The organism is Methylobacterium sp. WCS2018Hpa-22 (genome assembly GCF_031843785.1).
In the GTDB taxonomy this organism is placed as follows: domain Bacteria; phylum Pseudomonadota; class Alphaproteobacteria; order Rhizobiales; family Beijerinckiaceae; genus Methylobacterium.
The window spans coordinates 1-20,908 of sequence record NZ_JAVTJA010000014.1; the positions used below are offsets into that span (position 1 = coordinate 1).

24 protein-coding genes, 1 tRNA gene and 1 pseudogene are annotated in these 20,908 nt (G+C 60.0%); 15 read left to right on the forward strand and 11 right to left on the reverse strand.

The window, feature by feature from the left end; all coding sequences use genetic code 11:
- Window positions 1-117: 117 nt before the first annotated feature.
- Together RQI43_RS18265 and RQI43_RS18270 are read left to right on the forward strand one after the other, a co-directional pair.
- Window positions 118-194, forward strand: a tRNA-Met gene (locus RQI43_RS18265).
- Between the two features lie 191 nt (window positions 195-385).
- A complete protein-coding gene (locus RQI43_RS18270) occupies window positions 386-703 on the forward strand; it encodes a lipocalin-like domain-containing protein (RefSeq protein ID WP_311276114.1) in 318 nt (105 codons plus the stop codon).
- Between the two features lie 12 nt (window positions 704-715).
- On the opposite strand, the gene dusA is transcribed toward RQI43_RS18270, so the two are convergent.
- Window positions 716-1,762: a tRNA dihydrouridine(20/20a) synthase DusA gene (dusA, locus tag RQI43_RS18275; RefSeq protein WP_405030661.1), complete on the reverse strand. Its 1,047-nt coding sequence runs from the start codon at window positions 1,760-1,762 to the stop codon at window positions 716-718.
- Window positions 1,763-1,864: 102 nt separating this feature from the next.
- Between dusA and RQI43_RS18280 the strand changes: the two genes are divergently transcribed.
- Window positions 1,865-2,938 (forward strand): site-specific integrase, encoded by a 1,074-nt coding sequence (locus tag RQI43_RS18280; protein ID WP_311276116.1) that lies wholly within the window; start codon window positions 1,865-1,867, stop codon window positions 2,936-2,938.
- A 496-nt stretch (window positions 2,939-3,434) separates the two neighbouring features.
- On the opposite strand, the gene RQI43_RS18285 is transcribed toward RQI43_RS18280, so the two are convergent.
- Entirely contained in the window at window positions 3,435-3,623 is a 189-nt protein-coding gene (locus RQI43_RS18285; RefSeq protein ID WP_311276117.1) for a hypothetical protein, read from the reverse strand.
- A gap of 215 nt (window positions 3,624-3,838) precedes the next feature.
- Here RQI43_RS18285 and RQI43_RS18290 point away from each other — a divergent pair, with 215 nt between their 5' ends.
- Window positions 3,839-5,089, forward strand: coding sequence for a hypothetical protein (locus RQI43_RS18290; RefSeq protein ID WP_311276118.1), 1,251 nt, complete (start codon window positions 3,839-3,841; stop codon window positions 5,087-5,089).
- 95 nt (window positions 5,090-5,184) lie between these two features.
- Here RQI43_RS18290 and RQI43_RS18295 read toward each other — a convergent pair whose 3' ends face one another.
- From RQI43_RS18295 to RQI43_RS18330, 8 genes are all read right to left on the reverse strand, one after another.
- Entirely contained in the window at window positions 5,185-6,855 is a 1,671-nt protein-coding gene (locus RQI43_RS18295) for an AAA family ATPase (RefSeq protein ID WP_311276119.1), read from the reverse strand.
- 281 nt (window positions 6,856-7,136) lie between these two features.
- The gene (locus RQI43_RS18300) at window positions 7,137-7,397 is read right to left on the reverse strand and encodes a pyocin activator PrtN family protein (RefSeq protein ID WP_311276120.1); all 261 of its coding nucleotides are present in this window, start codon (window positions 7,395-7,397) and stop codon (window positions 7,137-7,139) included.
- Window positions 7,394-7,591 carry a hypothetical protein gene (locus RQI43_RS18305; RefSeq protein WP_311276121.1) on the reverse strand — a complete coding sequence of 66 codons (198 nt, stop codon included), beginning with the start codon at window positions 7,589-7,591 and terminating at the stop codon, window positions 7,394-7,396. The genes RQI43_RS18300 and RQI43_RS18305 overlap by 4 nt, the downstream gene beginning before the upstream one ends.
- Complete coding sequence (locus RQI43_RS18310) at window positions 7,578-8,069, reverse strand: hypothetical protein (RefSeq protein ID WP_311276122.1); 492 nt, start codon at window positions 8,067-8,069, stop codon at window positions 7,578-7,580. Before RQI43_RS18310 ends, RQI43_RS18305 begins: the two co-directional genes overlap by 14 nt.
- The gene (locus RQI43_RS18315; protein ID WP_311276123.1) at window positions 8,066-8,305 is read right to left on the reverse strand and encodes a hypothetical protein; all 240 of its coding nucleotides are present in this window, start codon (window positions 8,303-8,305) and stop codon (window positions 8,066-8,068) included. Before RQI43_RS18315 ends, RQI43_RS18310 begins: the two co-directional genes overlap by 4 nt.
- On the reverse strand, window positions 8,302-9,462 hold the full coding sequence (gene dnaN / locus RQI43_RS18320; protein ID WP_311276124.1) for a DNA polymerase III subunit beta: 1,161 nt from the start codon (window positions 9,460-9,462) through the stop codon (window positions 8,302-8,304). The genes RQI43_RS18315 and dnaN overlap by 4 nt, the downstream gene beginning before the upstream one ends.
- 63 nt (window positions 9,463-9,525) lie before the next feature.
- The gene (locus RQI43_RS18325) at window positions 9,526-10,119 is read right to left on the reverse strand and encodes a hypothetical protein (RefSeq protein ID WP_311276125.1); all 594 of its coding nucleotides are present in this window, start codon (window positions 10,117-10,119) and stop codon (window positions 9,526-9,528) included.
- A gap of 97 nt (window positions 10,120-10,216) precedes the next feature.
- A complete protein-coding gene (locus RQI43_RS18330) occupies window positions 10,217-10,873 on the reverse strand; it encodes a LexA family transcriptional regulator (protein ID WP_311276126.1) in 657 nt (218 codons plus the stop codon).
- Between the two features lie 300 nt (window positions 10,874-11,173).
- Between RQI43_RS18330 and RQI43_RS18335 the strand changes: the two genes are divergently transcribed.
- The 11 genes and pseudogenes from RQI43_RS18335 (at window position 11,174) to RQI43_RS18380 (ending at window position 20,530) form a co-directional block, all read left to right on the forward strand.
- Window positions 11,174-11,551, forward strand: a complete 378-nt coding sequence (locus RQI43_RS18335; RefSeq protein WP_311276127.1) for a helix-turn-helix domain-containing protein — start codon at window positions 11,174-11,176, stop codon at window positions 11,549-11,551.
- A 10-nt stretch (window positions 11,552-11,561) separates the two neighbouring features.
- The gene (locus RQI43_RS18340) at window positions 11,562-12,326 is read left to right on the forward strand and encodes an AAA family ATPase (protein WP_311276128.1); all 765 of its coding nucleotides are present in this window, start codon (window positions 11,562-11,564) and stop codon (window positions 12,324-12,326) included.
- Between the two features lie 53 nt (window positions 12,327-12,379).
- The gene (locus RQI43_RS18345; protein ID WP_311276129.1) at window positions 12,380-12,913 is read left to right on the forward strand and encodes a DUF669 domain-containing protein; all 534 of its coding nucleotides are present in this window, start codon (window positions 12,380-12,382) and stop codon (window positions 12,911-12,913) included.
- A 127-nt stretch (window positions 12,914-13,040) separates the two neighbouring features.
- On the forward strand, window positions 13,041-14,033 hold the full coding sequence (locus tag RQI43_RS18350) for a PD-(D/E)XK nuclease family protein (protein WP_311276130.1): 993 nt from the start codon (window positions 13,041-13,043) through the stop codon (window positions 14,031-14,033).
- Complete coding sequence (locus RQI43_RS18355; RefSeq protein WP_311276131.1) at window positions 14,033-14,269, forward strand: hypothetical protein; 237 nt, start codon at window positions 14,033-14,035, stop codon at window positions 14,267-14,269. The genes RQI43_RS18350 and RQI43_RS18355 overlap by 1 nt, the downstream gene beginning before the upstream one ends.
- A complete protein-coding gene (locus tag RQI43_RS18360) occupies window positions 14,266-15,675 on the forward strand; it encodes a DNA methyltransferase (protein ID WP_311276132.1) in 1,410 nt (469 codons plus the stop codon). The genes RQI43_RS18355 and RQI43_RS18360 overlap by 4 nt, the downstream gene beginning before the upstream one ends.
- Window positions 15,675-16,046 carry a hypothetical protein gene (locus RQI43_RS18365; protein WP_311276133.1) on the forward strand — a complete coding sequence of 124 codons (372 nt, stop codon included), beginning with the start codon at window positions 15,675-15,677 and terminating at the stop codon, window positions 16,044-16,046. Before RQI43_RS18360 ends, RQI43_RS18365 begins: the two co-directional genes overlap by 1 nt.
- A complete protein-coding gene (locus RQI43_RS18370; protein ID WP_311276134.1) occupies window positions 16,043-17,686 on the forward strand; it encodes a DEAD/DEAH box helicase family protein in 1,644 nt (547 codons plus the stop codon). Before RQI43_RS18365 ends, RQI43_RS18370 begins: the two co-directional genes overlap by 4 nt.
- On the forward strand, window positions 17,683-18,036 hold the full coding sequence (locus RQI43_RS18375; protein ID WP_311276135.1) for a DUF6511 domain-containing protein: 354 nt from the start codon (window positions 17,683-17,685) through the stop codon (window positions 18,034-18,036). Before RQI43_RS18370 ends, RQI43_RS18375 begins: the two co-directional genes overlap by 4 nt.
- Window position 18,037: 1 nt before the next feature.
- A pseudogene (locus tag RQI43_RS24580) lies at window positions 18,038-18,535 on the forward strand (bifunctional DNA primase/polymerase); the annotation flags it as partial.
- A gap of 33 nt (window positions 18,536-18,568) precedes the next feature.
- Complete coding sequence (locus tag RQI43_RS18380; protein WP_311276136.1) at window positions 18,569-20,530, forward strand: DUF3987 domain-containing protein; 1,962 nt, start codon at window positions 18,569-18,571, stop codon at window positions 20,528-20,530.
- On the opposite strand, the gene RQI43_RS18385 is transcribed toward RQI43_RS18380, so the two are convergent.
- Window positions 20,523-20,852, reverse strand: a complete 330-nt coding sequence (locus RQI43_RS18385) for a hypothetical protein (protein WP_311276137.1) — start codon at window positions 20,850-20,852, stop codon at window positions 20,523-20,525. The genes RQI43_RS18380 and RQI43_RS18385 overlap by 8 nt on opposite strands.
- Window positions 20,853-20,908 lie beyond the last annotated feature (56 nt).

Genomic DNA, 20,908 nt, shown 5'->3' on the forward strand with positions numbered 1-20,908 from the left:
GTACTGTGTCTCAAGACACGGGAGAGTCGGTCGCCGCCAGACCTGCACAGAACAGTATGCATCCCCTCACAACGATCACTACCTTGCCGGCATTACACATGCCCGCAGACACCCTGGCGCGGGGTGGAGCAGCCCGGTAGCTCGTCAGGCTCATAACCTGAAGGTCACAGGTTCAAATCCTGTCCCCGCAACCAATCCTACACATCACACCACACAGCCCGCAGCGCCATAAACGCCGCGGGCTTTGTCATGTCCAGGTCCCAACCTCCAACGCCCCAGCACCAATCACCGAGACCGCATCACAACCCAAAGCGAAAACCCGGACGCTTACGACCTCATGCCGACCTGAAGAAACTCGACCGCCGGTCCGGCATCCTCAGGAAAGATGCTTCCGGCCATAGGGATCCCTTCTTTCGCGTCCGAGGGGAGGGGGCCTTCATCTTGTTTCAGCGATAAAGAGCGCGCGGCTCTTCTCGATACGATGGTCTCCTACACTGGGCGTTTCACTGTCACGGGAAACCAGTGGACCGCCAAGCTCGACGCCGCTTGGAACCCGTCGTGGGTCGGAACCGAACAGACGCGATCTTTCGAGATCGTCGACACGCGCCTTCGTGTCCTGACCCCTTGGCGTGTCATGCCGAACTGGACCGAGGAAGGTGAGACCCGCAGCATCGTCACCTTCGAGCGCGCGTCTGACAGTTAAGAGCCCTGTGGCTCAGGCCGCCTGGGCGGCCGCTGCTCCTTCGGGAATCTCTCTGGAGACGTGAGCCACCGCTTCGCGCAGGGTCGAAAGATCGGCATCCGCCCGGGTGCCGAAGGTCGACAGGTGTCTGCGGTAGGCGCGGGCCCCCGGGCGCCCAGTGAACAATCCGAGCATATGGCGGGTCAGCGAGTGCAGGCGGATACCTTGCGCCAAAGCCCCGGCAACGATCGGCAAGAACGCCTCCACCGCCTCGAAGGCATCCGCGACCGGGGTCTCCTCGCCGAAGACCAGGCGATCCACATCCAACAGAAGTGCGGGTTCGTGATAAGCCGCGCGGCCCATCATCACGCCGTCGACCGCATTCAGTTGGTTCAGCGTCTCCTCGATCGTGGCGATGCCGCCGTTGATGGCGATCGGCAGGGAAGGACGGTTCCGTTTCAGCCGTGCCACACGCTCGTAATCGAGGGGGGGGACATCACGGTTCTCCTTTGGCGACAAACCTTGCAGCCACGCCTTGCGGGCGTGAACGATGAGCCCATCGACACCCGCACGTTCCACGGCATCGACCAGGGAATCGAGCGCGACCTCGGTATCCTGATCGTCCACCCCAATCCGGCATTTCACCGTGACCGGCACCGAAACCGCGGCCTTCATTGTGGCCACGCATTCCCCCACGAGAGTCGGATCCCGCATCAGGCAAGCGCCGAAGCGTCCATCCTGGACCCGATCCGACGGGCAGCCGACATTCAGGTTGATCTCATCGTAGCCGAAGCTTTCCGCGATACGGGCCGCCGCAGCGAGATCCGCAGGCACCGAACCGCCAAGCTGGACCGCTACAGGATGTTCCGCATCCGAGAATCCGAGCAGACGCTCCCTATCTCCGTGCAAAACGGCGTTGCTCGTTACCATTTCGGTATAGAGACGTGCACGGCGCGACAGGACGCGGTGGAACGACCGGCAGTATCGGTCGGTCCAATCCATCATCGGCGCAACGGAAAACCGTCCGTCGCTGAAATCATAGGGTTTTTTCGGTTTTTCAATGGTTTGAGCGAGATCCATAGGTGCTTGTATCCGTCGTTTATCCGTTATATCCGTCGGTTCTGTTAGGCCGTTTGGTACGAAGTACCAAATCGCCGAGCCCCGTACCAAAAGGATCGAAAAATGGGTTCAATAACAACGCGTAAGCGCAAGGATGGCACTTCCGGTTTCACCGCTCGCGTCCGCGTCATGCAGGACGGCCGCTCATACCACGAATCGCAAACCTTCGACCGCCGAACTGCCGCCGTCGCTTGGATCAAACGCCGCGAGACCGAACTCTCTTCGCCCGGCGGGCTTGCCAAACTGAAGGGCGCCGACCCGACCCTCTCGGAGGTTATCGATCGGTACGTGGAGACGACGATCAAACAGATCGGCAAGACGAAGGCTCAGGTTCTCCGAACAATCAAGAAGCACGCGATTGCGGCGCTCCGATGCTCGGAGGTCCGAAGCGACCACATCGTCGACTTTGCCCACGGCCTCGCTCAGAACGTCCAGGCGCAAACCGTCGGCAACTATCTCTCCCATCTGAGCGCGATCTTCGCCGTCGCCCGTCCCGCGTGGGGATACCCGCTCGACGAAGGCGCCATGCGCGATGCGATGGCTGTCAGCAAACGGCTCGGGCTGAAGGCGCGCAGTCGCAAGCGCACTCGCCGGCCGAGGCTCGAAGAGCTTGATCGCATCCTGACGCATTTCGAGGGCGTTCGGCACCGCCGGCCGTCGTCCCTCCCGATGGTGAAGATCATCGTCTTTGCGCTCTTCTCGACGCGTCGACAGGAAGAGATCATCCGAATCAAATGGGACGACCTCGACGAGGAAGCGTCCCGCGTCATGGTGCGGAACATGAAGAACCCCGGCCAGAAGGTCGGCAATGACGTGTGGTGCGAGTTGCCGCCGGAAGCCCTCGCCGTGATTCGCTCGATGCCACGTTCGAAGGGCGAGATCTTCCCTTACTCGACGGACGCCATCTCAATCTCTTTCACACGGGCTTGCGCGCTGCTCGGGATCGAGGATCTTCACTTCCACGATCTGCGCCACGAGGGCGTGTCCCGCCTCTTCGAGATGGGCGCCACCGTGCCGCTCGCGGCGGCGGTCTCCGGTCATCGCTCCTGGCAGAGCCTTCAGCGATACGCGCACGTGCGGCGTGCGAAAGATAAATACGACGGCTGGAAGTGGCTTGCTGTCGCACCGGAACAGTGAAACAACGTTCTCCGTTGTTCCTCTTTCGTTCTCTCTTCGTTCTAATTCGCTGTGGATAGGAACCTTTTCGGATTGAACGGGGAGGGGAAGGACAATAAACCTTCTTAACGAACCGGAGGTAGGCGAACGTGCAACCGTCAGCGCCGTATGAAGTGCAACTTGCAGAACACTTAGAGGCGCCGACCGGCGACGGCGCATTTCTAGGACCGACCGATGCGGCTCTAGCCGCCGAAGCGCTTCGGTTCTTTTCAGCGCTGAAGTACCCGAGCGACGACCGTCACGTGAGGGCTGTCAAAGCGAAACTGATTCGCCGCCTTCGCCGGGTTCGCCAGTAGGTCGAGGGACGTCCCGCACGTCGACGATATAAGCGCCGCAGAAGGCCATCAGGGCGGCCCGCACAAGCGGATGATGCAAGACAGGCCCCGACCACCGACGCGACTCGTGGCGCGGCTCAGGCGATCGAGAGCGGCCGTCGGGATGGGACAGGACCGGGTTTCTATCGTGCGGCTTCAGGGATGCGTCGTCGGATCTCGGCGAGGCGCCACGCGGGCGTGTCATCGGGCAACGCCTTGCTTGTTGCGTCGACGTCCCGAAGGATTGCTTCATACTGATCGTCAGAGAGGCTGAGGCTGAGCGCCACGGCTTCGAGGCGGTGCAACTCGGCCGCCTGCTCGGCGAAGTTCATGTGTCCCTTGATCCTTAATTCGGCGGATGCCCCCTTACACCTTATTCGCTGGTAAGGGCATATGCTGTATGTCTGCCTGTAAGGCGGTCGAAGGAAGCGCTGCCGTATCCTTTTGCAAAGCTGTTGCGAATTGATATTCCAGCTATCTTATATAAAATATTCTGCGAAGATAATTTTCAGCAAATTTATCTAACACGTGGCAGGACGAGGAAAGAATGGCACATCAAGATGATTATTTAGAAGCAAAAGCAGCGATTATAACTTTGATTCAGAATGGCTTTAACGCCGCTAACTATTTAGCGGAGTGGGCTGTGAATGAAGCTTATCGAATGTCAAATAATAAGGATTCATACCCTCTCGCGCTCCGACATAAGGCTTATGTCGGCGATGAGTTCCGGGCCGTAGTCGGATTGATTACTAACGAACAATTTAATGATGCAGCAGTATTAGTGGAATATTTTTTAGGAGATATGAAATCCGGTCTGTTTTTGTTTGTTCGAGGAATCGATGTACGAAAGCACTTAGATTCAAGACACGAATTTGCATTGGTTACAGAGCAGCTGGAAGCTGCCGTCTTCCAATTGAAAAGATTGGGTCGGGGCTCGTTTGATGAAGTCTATAGAGAGCCGGCAATACCTCAAGAGATGCCGGCTCCAATACGGGTAAAAATTACCGAGGGTCGTATTACGCTCGACAATGCGAAGCGATTAAACGGAGTTATAGATTTTGATGCCGCCGACAGGGTAAGAGCAGAAGTAGTATTGCAACTAGACGATTTAATACTAGACTTTGATTCAAATTCCAATGTAGATAAAAGATTTCTCAAAACAATTAGAAATTTCCAGCGTTCTTTATCGGCTTTGATGATAGACTGCTCTATTGAGTCTATCGGTGTCAATATGCAACTTATCAAGAGAGTACTAAGTTTTACGCGCACGGAGCTAAATGAATTAGATGCTGTTCGTATTGAGCATATTATTGAAACGACATCAATACTGTTGGGACAATTTGAAGAATGGAACAATTACCTAGCCGCATCTGATAAATTAGATAGTAATCTTGTCGACGGTGATGCTCTTGTTCAACAAGCAGACGCTCTTGCTCTCGAACTTAATGCCAGCAGTAATGTGATCGACAATGAAATAGTCAAACGACTGCGTGACATGACGGGGCCGGTGTTAAATGATATTGTGCAGGCACATGCAGTAGTTCCGGCTTTGTTATCCAGCCTAAATAATCTATTCGCGTCAATGTCTGGAATAGTCGTAGAATATACAGCTTTTGCACTTGCAAACGCAACCATATCTACGGGGCTTTCTGCAGGTGTAATTCTTGCCGGCGTCTGTATAAAGATATTGAATAAGTTCGCTCCGCGATTTAAGAATGTTAAATCACTTGGATTTTTAAATTCGGTAGTTGAGTTTGTGACAAGGCATTATTCAGCGATTGCAAATTTTCTGCACTGAACGTTAGCGTTTGGCGGAGGCTCCCTCCGCCATTATCTGGGCCGCTAAGGGTACCAGACCGTATAGGGTGATCATCTTATAGCGGCGGTTACCCTTCAATCGGGCATGCCATTGCGGTGGGGATTTAATAGCCATTCCGCAATCTCATCAACAAACTTCCAGACATCGTCAGAGGCAGCATTTATGTAATCTTCCGAGCCTGGGTCTTCTCCCATTTTTCCAAATACACCTAAAAGCCATGGTGATCCGTGGCCCTTAATGTTTAATTCCTTCAACCACGACTCGACTTCCCCCTCACGCACGACAAAACAACCGTAACTGTCCATAATATCAAAATAATTTCTCGCGGCCGTCTTAACAGAACCCTCTAGAACATTAATTCCGCCCTCAGTCTTGAACGAAGGATTGGCCTGACGCAGGGCGCTCGATATCTGCGAGCGATTTGTATTGTATCCCTGGCGCAACAATTCCGGAATGCCGGCGGCTTCCATATACCGAGCAGCCTCCTTCCCCCCGTCATCGATAAAGTCGACGTCATATACTGCGGCAGTGGGTATTCCAAGACTACGTAGTGGTGTGGCGATAAAAGGAATAGTGTGCTTGTTTTGCGCGTTTAGAAACAAGCAGTTATTTATGCCTCTATTTGTTTGAAGCAGCCGCTCATTGATTTCTTGATAAAAAGCCCTGTCTGTATCGGATTCCGTGACCACAACACTTTCGTAAAACAAGGCGGATAGTACGTTTGCCGAGCGAAGTAGGGGGTGCCGCATCAAACGAACGATCTCCTCGTTCGGTAAAAGTCGTGCTGTTGCTACGCCGTCACGATATGTAAGCCTGACAACATTGATTGGAACACCCGATTGTATACAGCCCATCAAAAACTGAGAACTATGAGTTGATACAAATAATCGCTTGTCTACCTCTGTCACCGACTGCGATATTTCTCGACCAAGATTATATGCAAGTGCAGGATGGAGGAATGCTTCGGGTTCGTCGATAAGGAGAATTTTTGGATCTCCGGCTAAAACTTCGGACATTATACCAGCGAACGCTTTGATCCCGTCACTTGCCTGAGATACATATTCCGCTGCGCCGTAGAACGCTACTGAGGCATTTCCCAGTCCCCGCTCAACTTCCGGCGAGGGAGGGGCAACCTTAGAGAGACGGAGCGTGAGCGAACCTAGTGGTGACATCGGGTCAATTACAGCATAGCGTCCGAAGCTTCGATAGATGATGTTGCTGTATTTACGGCGCAGTTCATCGTTAACAAACAAGTGCTGAAAGCTAGTTCTAGGGTGTTGCAGTTCTCCTCCTGGCTGTTGATCTGTTAACTTAACGCGGTCCTCTCCATTTAGAAACATCACCCGTTTTGCAAGGTAAAATTCGATAAAATGTTTGCGGACTTCTATTTCATTTGGATATATTAAAGAACGCAGTAAACTATGCTTATTCACTTTTTTGGTTTCTGTTGACCCCGAGGCATATACTATGTCTTTAGACCCGGTGTTATAATGGCTGCCCTCTAAAATAATGGATTTTGAGTACCTCTCCGCCTCGCTCTCTCCCAAATTAGAAAATTCTAAACTATTCAATAGATGACGATTTCCCCAACGTTCCCCGCTTCGACATTCTTGGCTTATTTCATTTAGTATTTGACTCTTACCCGAATTATTTGGCCCTATGAATACGGTTATAGGGGTAATGTCGATCGATAGATTTGGTTGGCTTTTACTTGGACCCGACTTTAATGTGGCGCGGACAATCATCGTAATTTTTTCTCCGTCAAGATGGCGTGATCGTAACGAGCATAAGGCGTAAGGGGAATAATGCGGAGCACAATCATCGGCTCCCTGTCAGTTGTTTCCTGTTCGTCCATACCAAACAAATTTCTGCGGCCTGTGCAGTAGGGTTAAGCTGCCAATGCCTGTATTGGCTATCTGTTGAGTTCTACGGATTGCTTCTCCGCCCTATCGGCGGGCTGCAAATGGCGGCTTTTTTGCGGGCACCCACAAAGCGCCCCACATTCGTTTCGGGCTGGCGATTTGGCTCACCCGTTCAACTGACGGCATTCCTTTCGGGCCGCCTCGACGCGCTTATCGATGTATGCGGCGAGGTCCGCAACGTGGACGCCCTTCGCGCACTTCTGAGATTCCTCGATCCGCACGAGCGGAATGGCGATCTCGCCGGCTCCGATCTTACGCACGAGCTTTTCGGCGTTGAGATGCGAGAAGTAATCCTGAGCGACGAGTTCGATCGGGATGATCGCCCGGCCGCCGTACTGCGCCATGAGAAGGAAGACCGTGTTCATGCCGCGGTCCCCGAGCTGGCGAGCAAGCCCTTCGCCATGCTAACGGCCGCGTCGAGGCACGGCGTCACTTCCCGCGACGAGAAGCGAGCCTCGATCAGGGCGCAGATGACATGGTCGATCCGGTCGAGGTCGACGCCGCGGCCGGCGAGAAGCGACGCCATGCGTTCGGTGAGCGTTGCGTTAGTGAACGACATTCGCGATCTCCAAGAGCGAACATTGATCGGGATGGGGGAAGAGCCGGGAGCGGCGCCGGGGCGGGGCCTCGGCAACCGTCGGCGCCTCGTCGGTGGCGACCTCGCCGAAGCGCGCGTGAATGCCGGCGACGACCTCGACGATCAGCTTCACGGTCGCGGGCATATCGAGATCGAGCCGGGCCGCGACCTCGCGGATCTCAGCAACGATCTCGGCCGGCAGAACCTTCGCCCGAGGGATCGGGACGAGGTCGAAGCCGAGGAAGCCGAGAGCGGCCTCGATCGATTCCAGGCTCGGCCGGTTCTTATGCCGCCACGCCTTCAGTGCGGCCCGGCGAACGCCCGAGCCCTCTTCGACCTCGTCATACGTGACGTTTTGCCGACGCATCTCAGTGAAGAGCAGTCGGACGTGCGGGCCGACGCGATCGGGGACCGTGATGGTCGCCGGGCGCTTGCGCTTATCAGGGTTGCGGCGGCTCAAGACCGAGATCCTTCAGCCTGCGGCGCCTCATGGGGCGCCGGGAAGCGACGGGCGAGTTCGGAGAGACCGAGGCGCTTCGCGAGCACGTCGGCGAGGTCGAGGCCGCGAAGTTCGTGGGTCACAAGGATCTTCGGGCCGTAGGCGAGACCGTCGGGGCCGGGGAGGTTGTCGAAGTAGAGGGCGCCGGACTGGCCGGTCGAAGTCTGACGCCACACGAACCAAGCGCGCCGGCTCATCGGCGCTCCGCGGCGAGAAGGCTCGTCGTGACGCGCATCGGCATGACGACGCCGACCGTGCGCGGCTCTTTCTCGGCGAAGACGCGAACAGGACTGCCGGGATCTTCAATCGAGAGCGTCACGATCTCCGAGCCGAACGCGGCGAGCATCGTGCGGAGGTAGCGGGACGAGACGCCGAAGTTCGGCACCTTGCCAGCGAAGTCGGCGACCGCCACCGCGAACCCGTCGCCTTCAGCGGCGCCGGCCGCCATGGCGAGCCCTTCATCGTCAGGACCGCACTCGATCTTGTTCCCCGAGTCGCCGGTCATGAAGGCTTCGAGGATGCCGAGAGCGGCCGTGCATGATGCTCGGTCGAGCGAGATCCGGTTGCTCGACACCTTCGGGATGACCCGCTCGTGGTCGGGATAGGTGCCGTCGATCAGCTTCGAGATCAGCGTCGTCGCCTTGCCCCTGAAGGCGATCTTCGAGCGCGAGACGGTTACACCGACCTCTTCCTCGGAGCGGAAGAGCTTGAGTGCCAGTGCAACAGTTGCACTCGGGACGATGGCGCCGCGCCCGCCGTTGGGGCCGGGGATCTGCTCGACGCCTTCGGGCAAGTCGACGCCCGTCACGATCATAATGTGACCGTTCGTCCCGACCGCCCTCAACTCGGGCTCGGCATGGCCGCCGACGTGGAGAAAGACGCCTTCAAGGTAAAACCTGGCCGCGTCCTTAGCGACGGCCGTCGAGGGACGAGAGAAGAGCCGGTCAAGGTCCGATCCCGAAAGGCTGAAGCTCACGGCTTCGCCGTTCTCGTCGAAGTCGAGAGAGGGAAAGAGGTCGGCCGGGAGCATCGGGAGCCGCGCGCGAGTGCGGCCCGCCTTCACGATCAGATCATTCTTCTCGACGAAGAGCGTCAACTCGGCACCGCTCGGGAGCCGGTCGACGATCGTCTTGAGCGAAGAAGCGTTAACCGTGACCGTGCCGGGAGCCTCGACGTTCGCCGAGATGACGGCGTCGGCCTGAAGATCCAGATCGGTCGTCGAGGCGCGCAAGGTTGAACCGACGGCAGCAAGCCGCACATTTGAGAGAACCGGGATCGTCGTGATCTTCGGCGCCGAGGCGCCACCGCGGTTCATGAGATCGCCGAGATCGGCGCGCGAGATCGTTAGGCGCATCGGTGAGCCCTGTAGGCGCGCGGGCTTGGCCCGGCGCATCGGTTGACGAGGGAAGGGGTTGGGTTAGGCGGCGCGGGGCCGGCGGATCGTCTCGACGAGGACGCCGCACTCGGCGAGCGCGTCGGCGAACATGAGATAGGCGGCCGTCGAGTCGACGGCGCGGATGCGCCGGGGCGCGGCCGGGAAGGGGAGAGCCCAGTCGTTCGGCGAGCGCATGATTTCACGCTGCTCGGTCGCGAGCGCGATCAGGTCGGCACGCTTCACGAGCGCCTCGACCTCGGGAGAGGGAAGGGCGATGCCGGCCTTCTCATAGATTGCGGCGTGGATGCCTTCTTCGATCGCACGGAAGGCGTCAGCAAAGCTCGGGCAACGCATTGCGATTGCACGCTTTACCGGGCTCGCCATGTCGCCAACGGCGAACTCGCGACCGTCGTGAAGAAGGCCGTGAATGCGATGCTCTTCGGGGAGCAAATCCGCGACGACGCACGAGTGCTGCGCCACGGAATAGAACTCTTGAGAATGCCCGTTGTAGCGGCAAAGTCTGGATAAAGACCGCGCGACATCTTCAAGAGTGAAGCTTTCGGCGCTCGGATCAAGAAGATCGACGAGACCGCCGCCGTAGGTTTCGAACTGGATAGCGGTTGCTTGACGAGACACGTCCGTTGCTCCCGGTGGAATGCAACGGACCGTAAACCCATACTTCTAGGAAGTCAACGGATATAACGGATGGCGACGGACGGTCCGCCGCACATCATTAGGCGGTAAGCTCAGCCGAGCCCGATATCCGGTGAATCGCCTCGATATCCCCGCGAAGGATCTCGCGGGAGTCCGAACCGTCGAGCGTAGACGCGACAACCTTATCAAACCGAATGCTATCGAGGCGACGGATCGCAACGCGGCCGTCCTTCATACGCAGAACCGCGAAGCCACCGCTCGAAGCGGGCCGGCTCGGTTGCGCGATCACATATTCACCCGAGAGGTAACGCGGAGACATGGAGTCGTCCGGCACAACGATTCCGTATATTCCGGTCGCGAGATGCTTTGAACTAACTGGAACATCGATCATCGCCGTTTCTTCAGGCTTAAAGAAGCCCTCGGCATCAAGTTCCGCAACATTATAAACCGGCATTAAACCCATGCCTATTTGCATGGTCTCCGATCTTCCGGTGTCTATTAGTCTTAGACCTTGGCGGGGAGAGTCAACGTTGCCCATTAAATAATCTAAATCGCAATCTAAGACGTCGGCTAATTGCTGTAATCTAGCGGGGACCGGGTTCTTTGATTTGCCGCTTAGGAGATCATTGACATACGAGAGACCTAAACCGGCTCGCCGACTGGCGTCATTTGCTGACATCTCTAGTTTTGCAAGGCGCTCTCTTATGCGCTTCTTCAGCAATTCGAGGCCAGCCATCCGGTAGTTCTCCACGTGTACAAGTCTCGCAAGCATTCTCTGTCTCCCTAACGGATGGCCCTTAGCCGATCCGTCAAATCCGCCAACCTTGGATTGGTTCCCCGGATCAGAAACTTTTTTTGGGCGCTCGTGGTCCGTTATATCCGTTATATCCGTTGACACCGCCCTATCTCCACGGTTAAGACATCTTCACCAAAACCGAGGCCGGCGCCCCTTAAAGACCGATTAAATCGGTTGTGTCGTCGGGTCAAGCGGCCGTCGGTATTAGTACAACGAATTTGTCTCTCGCGGCAGAGCGATATGAACTCGGCATCATGTGATCGTGAAGAGATTACACGACTTCGCGCGGAGAACGAGCAGCTTCGTTCAACACTCGTCCAGCGCGATCTTGCCATTCCCTCTGAGTGGAAACTAACGCCGAGTGAAAGAACCATAGTGCTCACCCTACTGAAGAACGACGTCGTGACGAAAGACTCGATGATTGCTCTTCTTTACGGCGGCAGCGGATCGCTTCCGGGCCGAAAGACGATCGACGTATTCCTGTCTCGTATTCGGAAGAAGACCGAACAATTCTCATTCGAGATCAGCACGACTCTCGGCATTGGATACTCGCTGAAAGATCGCGTTGCATGGGTGAAGGCGCTCAAAAACCCCGCCCGAACTGAAGTAGTCCACTGAGGAGTCAAAGGTGGCCGTTTCCCTATCCAGTCTGAAGAAGCTCAAGACGAGCACTTCGCCCATCGCGTTATTCTACGGCGTCCCTGGCGTGGGGAAGACCTCCCTCGCCGCGGAGTTCCCGGCTACCGTTTGGATTCAGTTCGACGGCGAAAGCGCGCCGTCGGACGTCGCTCTCGACGGATGGGAGGGGATCAAGTCCTTCGGTGAGGTCATCGAGGCGATTGGCGCTCTCTACAACGAAGAGCACGAGTTCAAAACCCTCGTGATCGACTCCGTTTCGGAACTCGAAGCGGCCGTGTGGGGCGAGGCGTGCCGCCGGAACAACTGGCGCTCGATCGAAGACCCCGGCTTCGGGAAGGGCTACGTCGAGGCGGAAAACGTGTGGCGCGAGGTCTTGGAAGGTCTCACCGCCCTTCGTCGCGACAAGGCGATGACCGTCATCCTGCTCGGTCATTGCGAGATCGGCCGCTTCGACTCGCCGACGACCGATCCCTATCACCGTTATCGCGTCAACCTTCACAAGCGCGCCGCGGATCTGATCGAGGCGTCGACCGATCTGATCGCCTTCCTGAACTATCGCGTGAGCCTGAAGAAGGTCGAGGCCGGCTTCAATAAGACCGTGACCCACGGTGAAGGCGGCGGTCAGCGCGTCATTTACGTCGAAGAGCGGCCCGGCTTCATCGCGAAGAACCGTTTCAACATGCCGTCCGACCTCCCTTACAAGCGCGGCGAAGGTTACGCGGCGCTGAGCAAGTATCTAGCGCCGGCCGCTTGAGCCGACGTCGGATAAACCGCATCACACCCCCCGATATACCGGAGCGTTAAACAGTGGCCGATCTTGGCTTTTCTCTCAGTGTTGACGACGTTATCGAAACCCCCGACTTCGAGCCGATGCCCGAAGGCGATTATGAGCTTCAGATCGTCGAGGCCGACGTTCGGGCAAACTCGAAGGGCACCGGGTCGCTCTTGGAGTATAAGGCCGAGGTCGTGTCCGGCGAGTTCGAAGGCAAGTCCATCTTCGAGCGGATCAATATCCGCCATGAGAACGCGACCGCTCAGGCAATCGGTCAGAAGGCTCTTCAGGATCTCATCAAGGCGGCCGGCGTGCGAGGCGTCTCCGACACCGACGAGCTTCTGTATAAGCCGTTCTTCGCACGCGTAGCGATCGAGGCATACAAGAGCCGGAACGGCGAGGATCGCACGCGCAACGTCGTGAAGGGCTACCTTTACGAAGGCGCCCCGACCCCGCCCGAGAGCAAGCCCGCCGCGACCCCGGCCGCGACCCCGCGGAGCGCCCCGACCCGCCCGGCCGCTAACTCTGCCAGTGGCGGTTCCAAGCTCCCTTGGAAGAAGCCCTCCTGACGTCAGCGCTCAGGCTTCGCGCCTAGCGCTCTCACCTTCCGCCGGGCGGCATAGGTCAAACCCGGCACCCTCATTCCTTCACCGGCCGCAACGCGCCTCTTCGGCGCGAACGCCCGAGGCTTGCCCGATGGTCGCGATCCCGCCCCCGCTCTCCCTCACCGTTGACGCCATCTATGAGGCGTATGCGGCGGCGCGAAGCAACTCTTATGAAGGGCTCGGCATCTCGGTCTCGACGCTCGGCGAAGAGTGCGACCGATCGCTCTGGTACTCGTTCCGTTGGGCCTCGGCGCCCGAGAAGATCACCGGCCTGAAGGCGATCACATTCGAGACCGGCGAGGTCGAGGAAGGCCGCCTTCTCAACTCGCTCCGAATGATCGGATGCGAGGTCATCGAACATGACGAGAAGGGCCGGCAGGAGCGCGTTTCGGCGGTCTTCGGCTTCGTTCGCGGCAAGATTGACGGCAAGGTGCTCGGTCTTCGCGAGGCGCCGAAGACGTGGCATGTCGTCGAATGCAAGTCGGCGAAAGAAGAATACTATAAGCCGGTAGAGAAGGCGCAGAGCGTCCGCGTCGGCTATTATTCGCATTACGTTCAGCTTAACATTTACTGCCATCTTCTCGGATACGATCGCGGCTATTACATGCTGCGAAACAAAAATACCGGCAAGATTTACGCCGAGCGGATCGTCACCGACCACGAAGACGCTATGCGTCTTCTCTCGCGCGCTGAGCGGATCATCACGCTTCACGAACCGCCCGCCAAACTCCACGAAGATCCGAAGAAGAAGGTCGCCTTCAAGTGCGGGTTCTGCCGCCACAAGCCGATCTGTCACGAGGGCGCGTTCGCGCGAGCGAATTGCCGGACATGCCTCCACGCCACCGCCGAGCGCTTGGAGAACGCGACGTTCTCGTGCGCCCGGTGGGTGAAGCCGCTCACCCCTGACGAGCAGCGGGAGGGATGCGGCGCGCATCTCTACTTGCCCGCCCTCGTGCCCGGCGAGGTCGTCGAAGTCGACGAGGACGCCGCGACAGTGACTTACCGCCTCGCCGACGGGTCGACGTGGGTCGACGGTTCGGGCGTGGCCGCTCCCTTCCCCGCTCCCGAAACCGAGGCCGAGTGATGCCCGTCTCTTTGTTCGATGCCCGCGCCGGTCAGTGCCGCTATCCCGTCTCGGGCGAAGGCTTGTCCCTCATCGTTTGCGGCGACCCGGTCGCTCCCGGCAAGAGCTATTGCCCGGCCTGTTGCCGCGTCGTCTTCGTCCGCGCCTCGACGCCGCGTTCGGCGAAATGCGCCTACACGGTGAAGCGCTCCGCGCCGGCCGAGCGCGAACGCGACCTTGTCGAGGTCTACGCATGAGCGCGCGGACCTTCTTCAACGGTCGCGCGGAGGTTCACCACGGCGACAGCCGTGACGTCCTGAAGACGCTCGCCGATGGCTCGATTGACTCCGTTGTGTGCGATCCGCCGTATGCGCTCGTCTCGATCGTCAAGCGTTTCGGCAAGGCCGGCGCGGCACCGGGGAAGGACGAGCGCGGCGCGTCGGGCGCCTATGCCCGCGCGTCGGCCGGCTTCCTCGGTCAGCAATGGGACACGGGCGAGACCGCCTTCGCCGTCGAGTTTTGGTCTGAGGTCTTCCGCGTCCTGAAGCCCGGCGGGCACGTCGTCGCCTTCAGCGGCACGCGGACGTATCACCGGCTCGCCATTGCGATCGAAGATTCGGGCTTCGAGATCCGCGATCAGCTTGGATGGCTCTACGGGACCGGCTTCCCGAAGTCGCACGACGTCGCGAAGGGGATCGACAAGAGCCGGACCGAAGACCGGGAGCCGACGCGCCGGATCTGTCGCTTCGTTCGCGCGGCCATGGATGCGAAGGGCCTCAAATCCCGGCATCTCGTCCCGCACTTCGGCGGATGCAACGCCCGGCTGATCGACCATTGGGCGGCGCGTGACACGGACTCGCAACCGAACCTCCCGACGCCCGAGCAGTGGGCGACGCTGAAGACCGTGCTCGGCTTCGGCGACGAGATGGACGCCGAGTTCAACCGGCTTGCCGAGCGCAAGGGCACGGCCGGCGATGCGTGGAACGGCGCCGAGGTCATCGGCCATTATGAGGGCGAGACGCCCGGCTTCGGCGACGTCCGGTTCACGGCTCGCGACACGAGCATTCGCGCCGCGACCGAGGCGGCTCGCCAGTGGGAAGGATGGGGCACCGCCCTAAAGCCCGCGTGGGAGCCGATCGTCCTGGCGCGCAAGCCTCTCGTCGGTACGGTGGCAGAGAACGTGCTCGCCTACGGCCTCGGCGCCGTGAATATCGGCGGTTGCCGTTACGGAGACGACGATCGCTTTCCCGCGAACGTCTTGCACGACGGCTCGATCGAGGTCGTCGACGCCTTCGATCAGTACGCTGAGGGCGTGAGCCGGTTCTTCTACTCGGCCAAGGCGTCGAAGGCCGATCGCGCCGGGTCGAAGCATCCGACCGTCAAGCCGGTCGACCTCATGCGGTGGCTCGTGCGGCTCGTGACGCCGAGGGGCGGTCTCGTCTTGGAGCCGTTCGCCGGCTCGGGCTCGACGCTTCAGGCGGCGATCGAGGAAGGCGCGCGCGTCATCGGCGTCGAGCGCGAGGCGCAGTTCTTCGCCGACTGCTGCAACCGGCTCGAATCCATCACGGGCGCCCGACCCCTGTCGAAGCTCGTGAGGACGCGCAAGCCGCGCGTCCTTCTTCCCCGCATCGTCATTCAACCTTCGTTTTTCGAGGCCGCGTGATGTTCTCGTTTTTCCGCCGACGCCCAAAAACCGACATTGACGCCGCCCTCGTCGAGGCTCGCGCCATCCTCGAAAAAGCCCGCGCGACGAAGTTCTCGATCGAGCGCGAAGGTTACGTGCTCGTTCCCGCCGAGGTCGTCGCGCTGGCGGCCTATGTCGTCAACGTCGGCGGGATCGGCCCTCAGACGCTTCCGGCCCTTCTTCTCGATCTCGGGCTCGCCACGAAGGACACCTTCGACCCGGAGGTTCACGTCGGCAACACCGACGAGGATCTGAAGGGAGACTCTTGGATCTCGTTTACGCCGAAGCTCTTGGAAGCGATCCGCATCGGTCGCGCTCATCTGAAGGGCTGGAACGGAGGCATCCATTGAGCCTCGTTCTTCGTCCCTATCAGCGGGAATCTATCGATTCGCTCTATTCGTATTGGGGCGAGAACCCGGCCGGCAACCCGCTGCTCGTCCTGCCGACGGGCGCCGGGAAGTCGCTCGTCATCGCTCAGACGATGAAGGAGTTTCACGAGGCCGAGCGCACGACGCGGATCGTCCAGATCACGCACGTAAAGGAACTGATCGCTCAGAATTACAAGGAACTGATCGGCCTTTGGCCGTGGGCGCCGGCTGGCATCTATTCCGCCTCGCTCGGCCGCCGCGAGGCGCACGCTCAGATCCTCTTCGCTGGCATCCAAAGCGTCTACAGCAAGGCCGCCAATATCGGGCACGTCGACGTCCTGATGGTCGACGAGGCGCACCTTATCCCGCCTGACGCAAAGACGATGTACGGCAAGTTCATCACCGCCTTGCGGGCGATCAACCCGAAGATGCTGATCCTCGGGTTGACGGCGACGCCCTATCGCCTCGACTCGGGCCGGCTCGACGAGGGCGACGACCGGCTCTTCGACGCCGTGACCTATGAGGTCTCGATTCGTGACCTGATCGATTGGGGCTTTCTCGTCCCGCTCATCTCGAAGGCGACGGCGAACACGATCAACGTCAAAGGCGTGTCGCGGTCCGGCGGCGAGTTCAACGCGAAACAGCTTCAGCTAGTGGTCGACGACCTCGAAAAGACGAAGGCCGCCGTCGAAGAGGTCATCGCCTACGGCCGCGACCGGCGCGCGTGGCTTTGCTTCTGCTCGGGCGTGCCTCACGCGCACGACGTCGCCGCGGAGATCCGCCGTCAGGGCTTCACGTGTGAGACCATCCACGGCGAGCTTTCCGCTGGCGAGCGCGACCGGATCATTCGCGACTTCAAGGCCGGGAAGTACCAAGCTCTGACGAACGCCAACGTTCTGACGACCGGCTTCAACGATCCTCGAATCGATCTCGTCGCCATGCTTCGTCCGACCCTTTCGACGTCGCTCTATGTCCAGATGGTCGGCCGCGGAACGCGCTGCATCGGCCCGGATATCGACGCCTCGATCCGCAACGGGAAGGCCGATTGCTTGGTGCTCGACTTTGCCGGGAACGTGCGCCGTCACGGTCCGGTCGACGCGGTTGAGGTTAAGAAGCCCGGCAAGGGCGAGGGCGATGCGCCCGTGAAGGAATGCCCGACATGCCATTCGCTCATCCTTGCCGGCCTCCGCGAGTGCCCGGATTGCGGTCACGTCTTCGAGCGGAGCGTCGACGAGAAGCTGACCGCAACGGCCGCGACGGTGCCGATCATTTCGAAGAGCACCGCCGAATTTGTGCCGGTCTCCGAGCGGACCTTCTATCGGCACGAAAAGCCGGGGAGCCGCGCGAGCATCCGGGTCGAGTACCTTTGCGGGATCGTCGTTCACAAGGAATGGATCTGCCCGGAACACGACGGTTACGCGCGCGACTCGTTCGCTAAGTTCTGGCGGGACCACGGCGGCGCCATGCCGACGCCCATGACGATCGACGAGACGCTTGAGCGTATCGACGAGCTTCGCGAGACCTCCGAGATCAGGATCAAGGCCGACGGCCGGTATTGGAAGATCTGCGGTCGGAAGCTCGCGACACGCGATCAACCTAGCGCCGGGAACCTCGCCGCATGACGATCCCCTTCGACGACGAACCCGTGTGTTGCGGGATCTGCCGCCGTCAGGCCGTCGGCCTCGGCTACACCCCGAAATTTGGGAAGCGCATCGTGTGGACGTGCGACGACCCGACTTGTCTGAGCTTAGGGAAGACCGTCTTTCACATGCCAGCGAAGAACCTCACTCAACAGGAAGCCTTCTCTCTGAGCGAGGCCGGCGAAGAGGCCGGCGCCTATCTCGAGTCGATCGGGAAGTTCAGCCTCGCCGAACTGACGGAAGAGGAATGGATTCGGTTCCTGAAGACCGTGCTCAACGCCTTCGGCGACCGGATGCGCGCCCGTCTTCTCTCGCAAGCGGCTCCGTTCTGAAATGACGCCATTTCGCGAATCCGGCCCGAGCCTTCTCGCTCAGGGGTATTCCGCCCTGCCGATCGTGCCGGGCGACAAGGTGCCCGGCACCTTCGACGGCGCCGAGTGGCGCATGATGCGTGGATGGTCGAAGTTCTGCGGATCGCTCCCGCCGGCTTTCCAGGCGAAGGCGTGGGCGTCGTGGCCGAACGCGGGCGTTGGCGTCGCGTGCGGTCGCGGGCTCGTGCTCGTCGATATCGATCTCGAAGAGGCCGTCGGGCATGTCATGGCCGCCCTTCCGCCCGCCAACGTCGCGAAGAAGGGCGCCAAGGGCCTGACCCTATGCTTTCGCGGCGATACCTCGAAGATCCGATCGAGGGCCTTCAGGATCGACGGGATCGGCGCCGTCGACCTTCTCGCCGACGGGAAGCAATCGGTGCTCCCGCCCTCGATCCATCCGCGCACCGGCAACCCCTATGTTTGGATGACGGCGCGCACGCTGCTCGACACGCCGCTCTCCGAGCTTCCCGAGCTTCCCGACGACGTTGCCGACGTGATCGCCGAGGCGCTTCGTCCGCTCGGCTATAAGGCCGAGGCAACCTTCGAGTTCGATGGCGTCGTTCGCGATTCGGCGTCGCAATCGACCGACTTCTTCCGGCGCCTGAACGATGACGCGCTCGCGAACCTCGACGCGTGGGTTCCGAAGCTCGCACTTCCCCGGCTCATCCGGCAGTCGGGCGGCGGATGGCGCGGCGTGCCGTTCTGGCGGCCGTCGAGCACCGGCACGCCCACGAACAAGCGGAAGCTGAATCTGAGCTTCGACCCGAAGGGCATCCGCGACTTCGGTGACGGCGGCCGGGCCTATACGCCCCTGAACGTCGTGCTCGCGGCGTGCGATCTGAGCGAAGGCCAGATCGATACGGCGGCCAAATGGCTCGGCGAATGGATCGGCTATGACTTCAGCGTGAAGATCGACCTCGTGCCCGGCGCAAATGCCCCTTCGCGGCTCGCCAGCGAGCCGCCAGCGGCCGAGACGGTCGAAGTGCCTCAGTCGGTGGCCGAGATCTCCGAACCGGCCCCTGAGCCCGTTTCACCGCCGCGGCCGACCCTTGTGGGCGGCAACCTGGCGGCGATGATGGCCGATATTCCCGAAGACGACGACGAGGACGACGTCTTCGAGCCGGCCGCCGCGCCGGAAGCCTCGGGACCGGCGACCGCGGACTGGCGGCTTGAACGATATCGGAAGCTCGAAGCGCTCACCCACGTTCCCGGCCTCGTCGGTCAGATGATCGACTGGATCGTGAATTGCTCCGAGAAGCCGTCCCGCGTGCTCGCGCTCGGCGCCGCGCTCACCGCCGTCGGTGCGCTCGCCGGCCGCTGGTACGATTCGCCGACGCACCTTCGGACGAACCTCTACATCGCGAACCTCGCCGCCTCGGGCTTCGGTAAAGATCACGCCCGCAAGTGCATCCTTGCGCTCTTCCACGAGCACGGAATGGATCGGCTCCTAGGCGGCTCGAAGATCATGTCCGGCTCGGCGCTCCGCAAGCAAGTCGAGCAATCCCCCTCGACGTTCTACTTGCTCGACGAGTTCGGTTCCATGTTGCGCGATATTTATGACCGGCGCGCGGGCACTCACACGAAGCAAATCCGCGATTATCTCTTGGAGTTCTATTCAAGCGCGAGCACGTACTTCAACGGCGCCGACTATGCGGGCGAGAAGGGAACGAAGATCTATAACCCGAACGTCGCCGTCTACGGCACGTCGACGCCGATCGACTTTTGGTCGAGCATGTCGTCGGGCGGCGTGGCTGACGGCTTTCTCGCGCGCATGATCGTCATGAGCGTCGACGGCCCGCGGCCGAGAAGTTCGAAGCCGCCGTCGAAGATGCTCCCGGTCCCGCGTCCGATCGTCGATATGTGCCACGAGATCATGACGCCCAAGGGCGGCAACCTCTCGGGCGCGACTCACGACGGCACCACGAAGATCGAGCCGGTGAATATCCCGTTCGTCGGCGAGGCCGAGGCGCTATGGTACGCGCTCTGTAACGAGTGCGACGACGAGGCCGACGTCGCGCCGCCCGAGTTGCATCCGATCTATAACCGTCTCGCCGAGAACGCTCAAAAGCTCGCGACCGTGTTGGCGATCGGCATGAACCCGACGGCGCCCGTGATCGATTGCGACACGTTGGAGTGGGGCTTCGAACTGGCGTGGCTCTGCGCCGAAGGCGCAATGGACGAGGTTCAGGGCCGTCTTGCCGACAATGAGCGGCAACGCGAATACCTCGACGTGAAGCGGCATATTCAGCTTGCCGGGCCGGAAGGCATCACGAAGACGAAGCTGACGAGGCTCGTGAACGGCCGCGTCGATACGCGGCGATTCGACGATATCCTGACGATGCTCGGTAACGCGAACGATATCGAGATCAAGCTTTGGCAGAGCCCGAAGGGCGGGCCGCCCGGCGCTCGGTTTGTCTTCAAGCCCGAAGCGCCGAGGCGTCGGAAGGTCAGTTGAGAAGGCGCGCGCCCAAGGGGAGATCGGACGGTGCGAGGGATGCCGGAAGTTCGGCCTCCCTCGTGCTGGTATTGAGGCGGGCTTCGGTCGGCTTGTTGACGTCGATTCGGATGAAGACGCTCGGATAGTAATGGGCGGCGCCTATGGCGACGACGGCGGCGGTGTAGGCGGCGACAACGTGAAGCTTCAGTGATCGGTGTTTGGCGTAGGCTTTGAGCGCCGAGGCGCAGTGAAGGCAATCGGTCGGCCCGAGACTGATGCCGTCAGCAAGGGCGCCCTCTTCTAGGGCGTCGGCGAGGTCGTCGAGGTAGGAGTCACTCACGATTGTTATCCCGAGGATGACCCCGCGATCGGAGCCAAGCACCGTTTTTCCGGTGG

Coding starts and splice junctions, on each gene's coding strand:
- RQI43_RS18305 (WP_311276121.1), bottom strand. CDS start 7,591: ATGTCGTTCACTAACGCAACGCTCACCGAACGCATGGCGTCGCTTCTC.
- RQI43_RS18330 (WP_311276126.1), bottom strand. CDS start 10,873: ATGGCTGGCCTCGAATTGCTGAAGAAGCGCATAAGAGAGCGCCTTGCA.
- RQI43_RS18280 (WP_311276116.1), top strand. CDS start 1,865: ATGGGTTCAATAACAACGCGTAAGCGCAAGGATGGCACTTCCGGTTTC.
- dnaN (WP_311276124.1), bottom strand. CDS start 9,462: ATGCGCCTAACGATCTCGCGCGCCGATCTCGGCGATCTCATGAACCGC.
- RQI43_RS18365 (WP_311276133.1), top strand. CDS start 15,675: ATGTTCTCGTTTTTCCGCCGACGCCCAAAAACCGACATTGACGCCGCC.
- RQI43_RS18300 (WP_311276120.1), bottom strand. CDS start 7,397: ATGAACACGGTCTTCCTTCTCATGGCGCAGTACGGCGGCCGGGCGATC.
- RQI43_RS18350 (WP_311276130.1), top strand. CDS start 13,041: ATGGTCGCGATCCCGCCCCCGCTCTCCCTCACCGTTGACGCCATCTAT.
- RQI43_RS18270 (WP_311276114.1), top strand. CDS start 386: ATGCTTCCGGCCATAGGGATCCCTTCTTTCGCGTCCGAGGGGAGGGGG.
- RQI43_RS18315 (WP_311276123.1), bottom strand. CDS start 8,305: ATGAGCCGGCGCGCTTGGTTCGTGTGGCGTCAGACTTCGACCGGCCAG.
- RQI43_RS18375 (WP_311276135.1), top strand. CDS start 17,683: ATGACGATCCCCTTCGACGACGAACCCGTGTGTTGCGGGATCTGCCGC.
- dusA (WP_405030661.1), bottom strand. CDS start 1,762: ATGGATCTCGCTCAAACCATTGAAAAACCGAAAAAACCCTATGATTTC.
- RQI43_RS18295 (WP_311276119.1), bottom strand. CDS start 6,855: ATGATTGTCCGCGCCACATTAAAGTCGGGTCCAAGTAAAAGCCAACCA.
- RQI43_RS18355 (WP_311276131.1), top strand. CDS start 14,033: ATGCCCGTCTCTTTGTTCGATGCCCGCGCCGGTCAGTGCCGCTATCCC.
- RQI43_RS18360 (WP_311276132.1), top strand. CDS start 14,266: ATGAGCGCGCGGACCTTCTTCAACGGTCGCGCGGAGGTTCACCACGGC.
- RQI43_RS18335 (WP_311276127.1), top strand. CDS start 11,174: ATGAACTCGGCATCATGTGATCGTGAAGAGATTACACGACTTCGCGCG.
- RQI43_RS18290 (WP_311276118.1), top strand. CDS start 3,839: ATGGCACATCAAGATGATTATTTAGAAGCAAAAGCAGCGATTATAACT.
- RQI43_RS18285 (WP_311276117.1), bottom strand. CDS start 3,623: ATGAACTTCGCCGAGCAGGCGGCCGAGTTGCACCGCCTCGAAGCCGTG.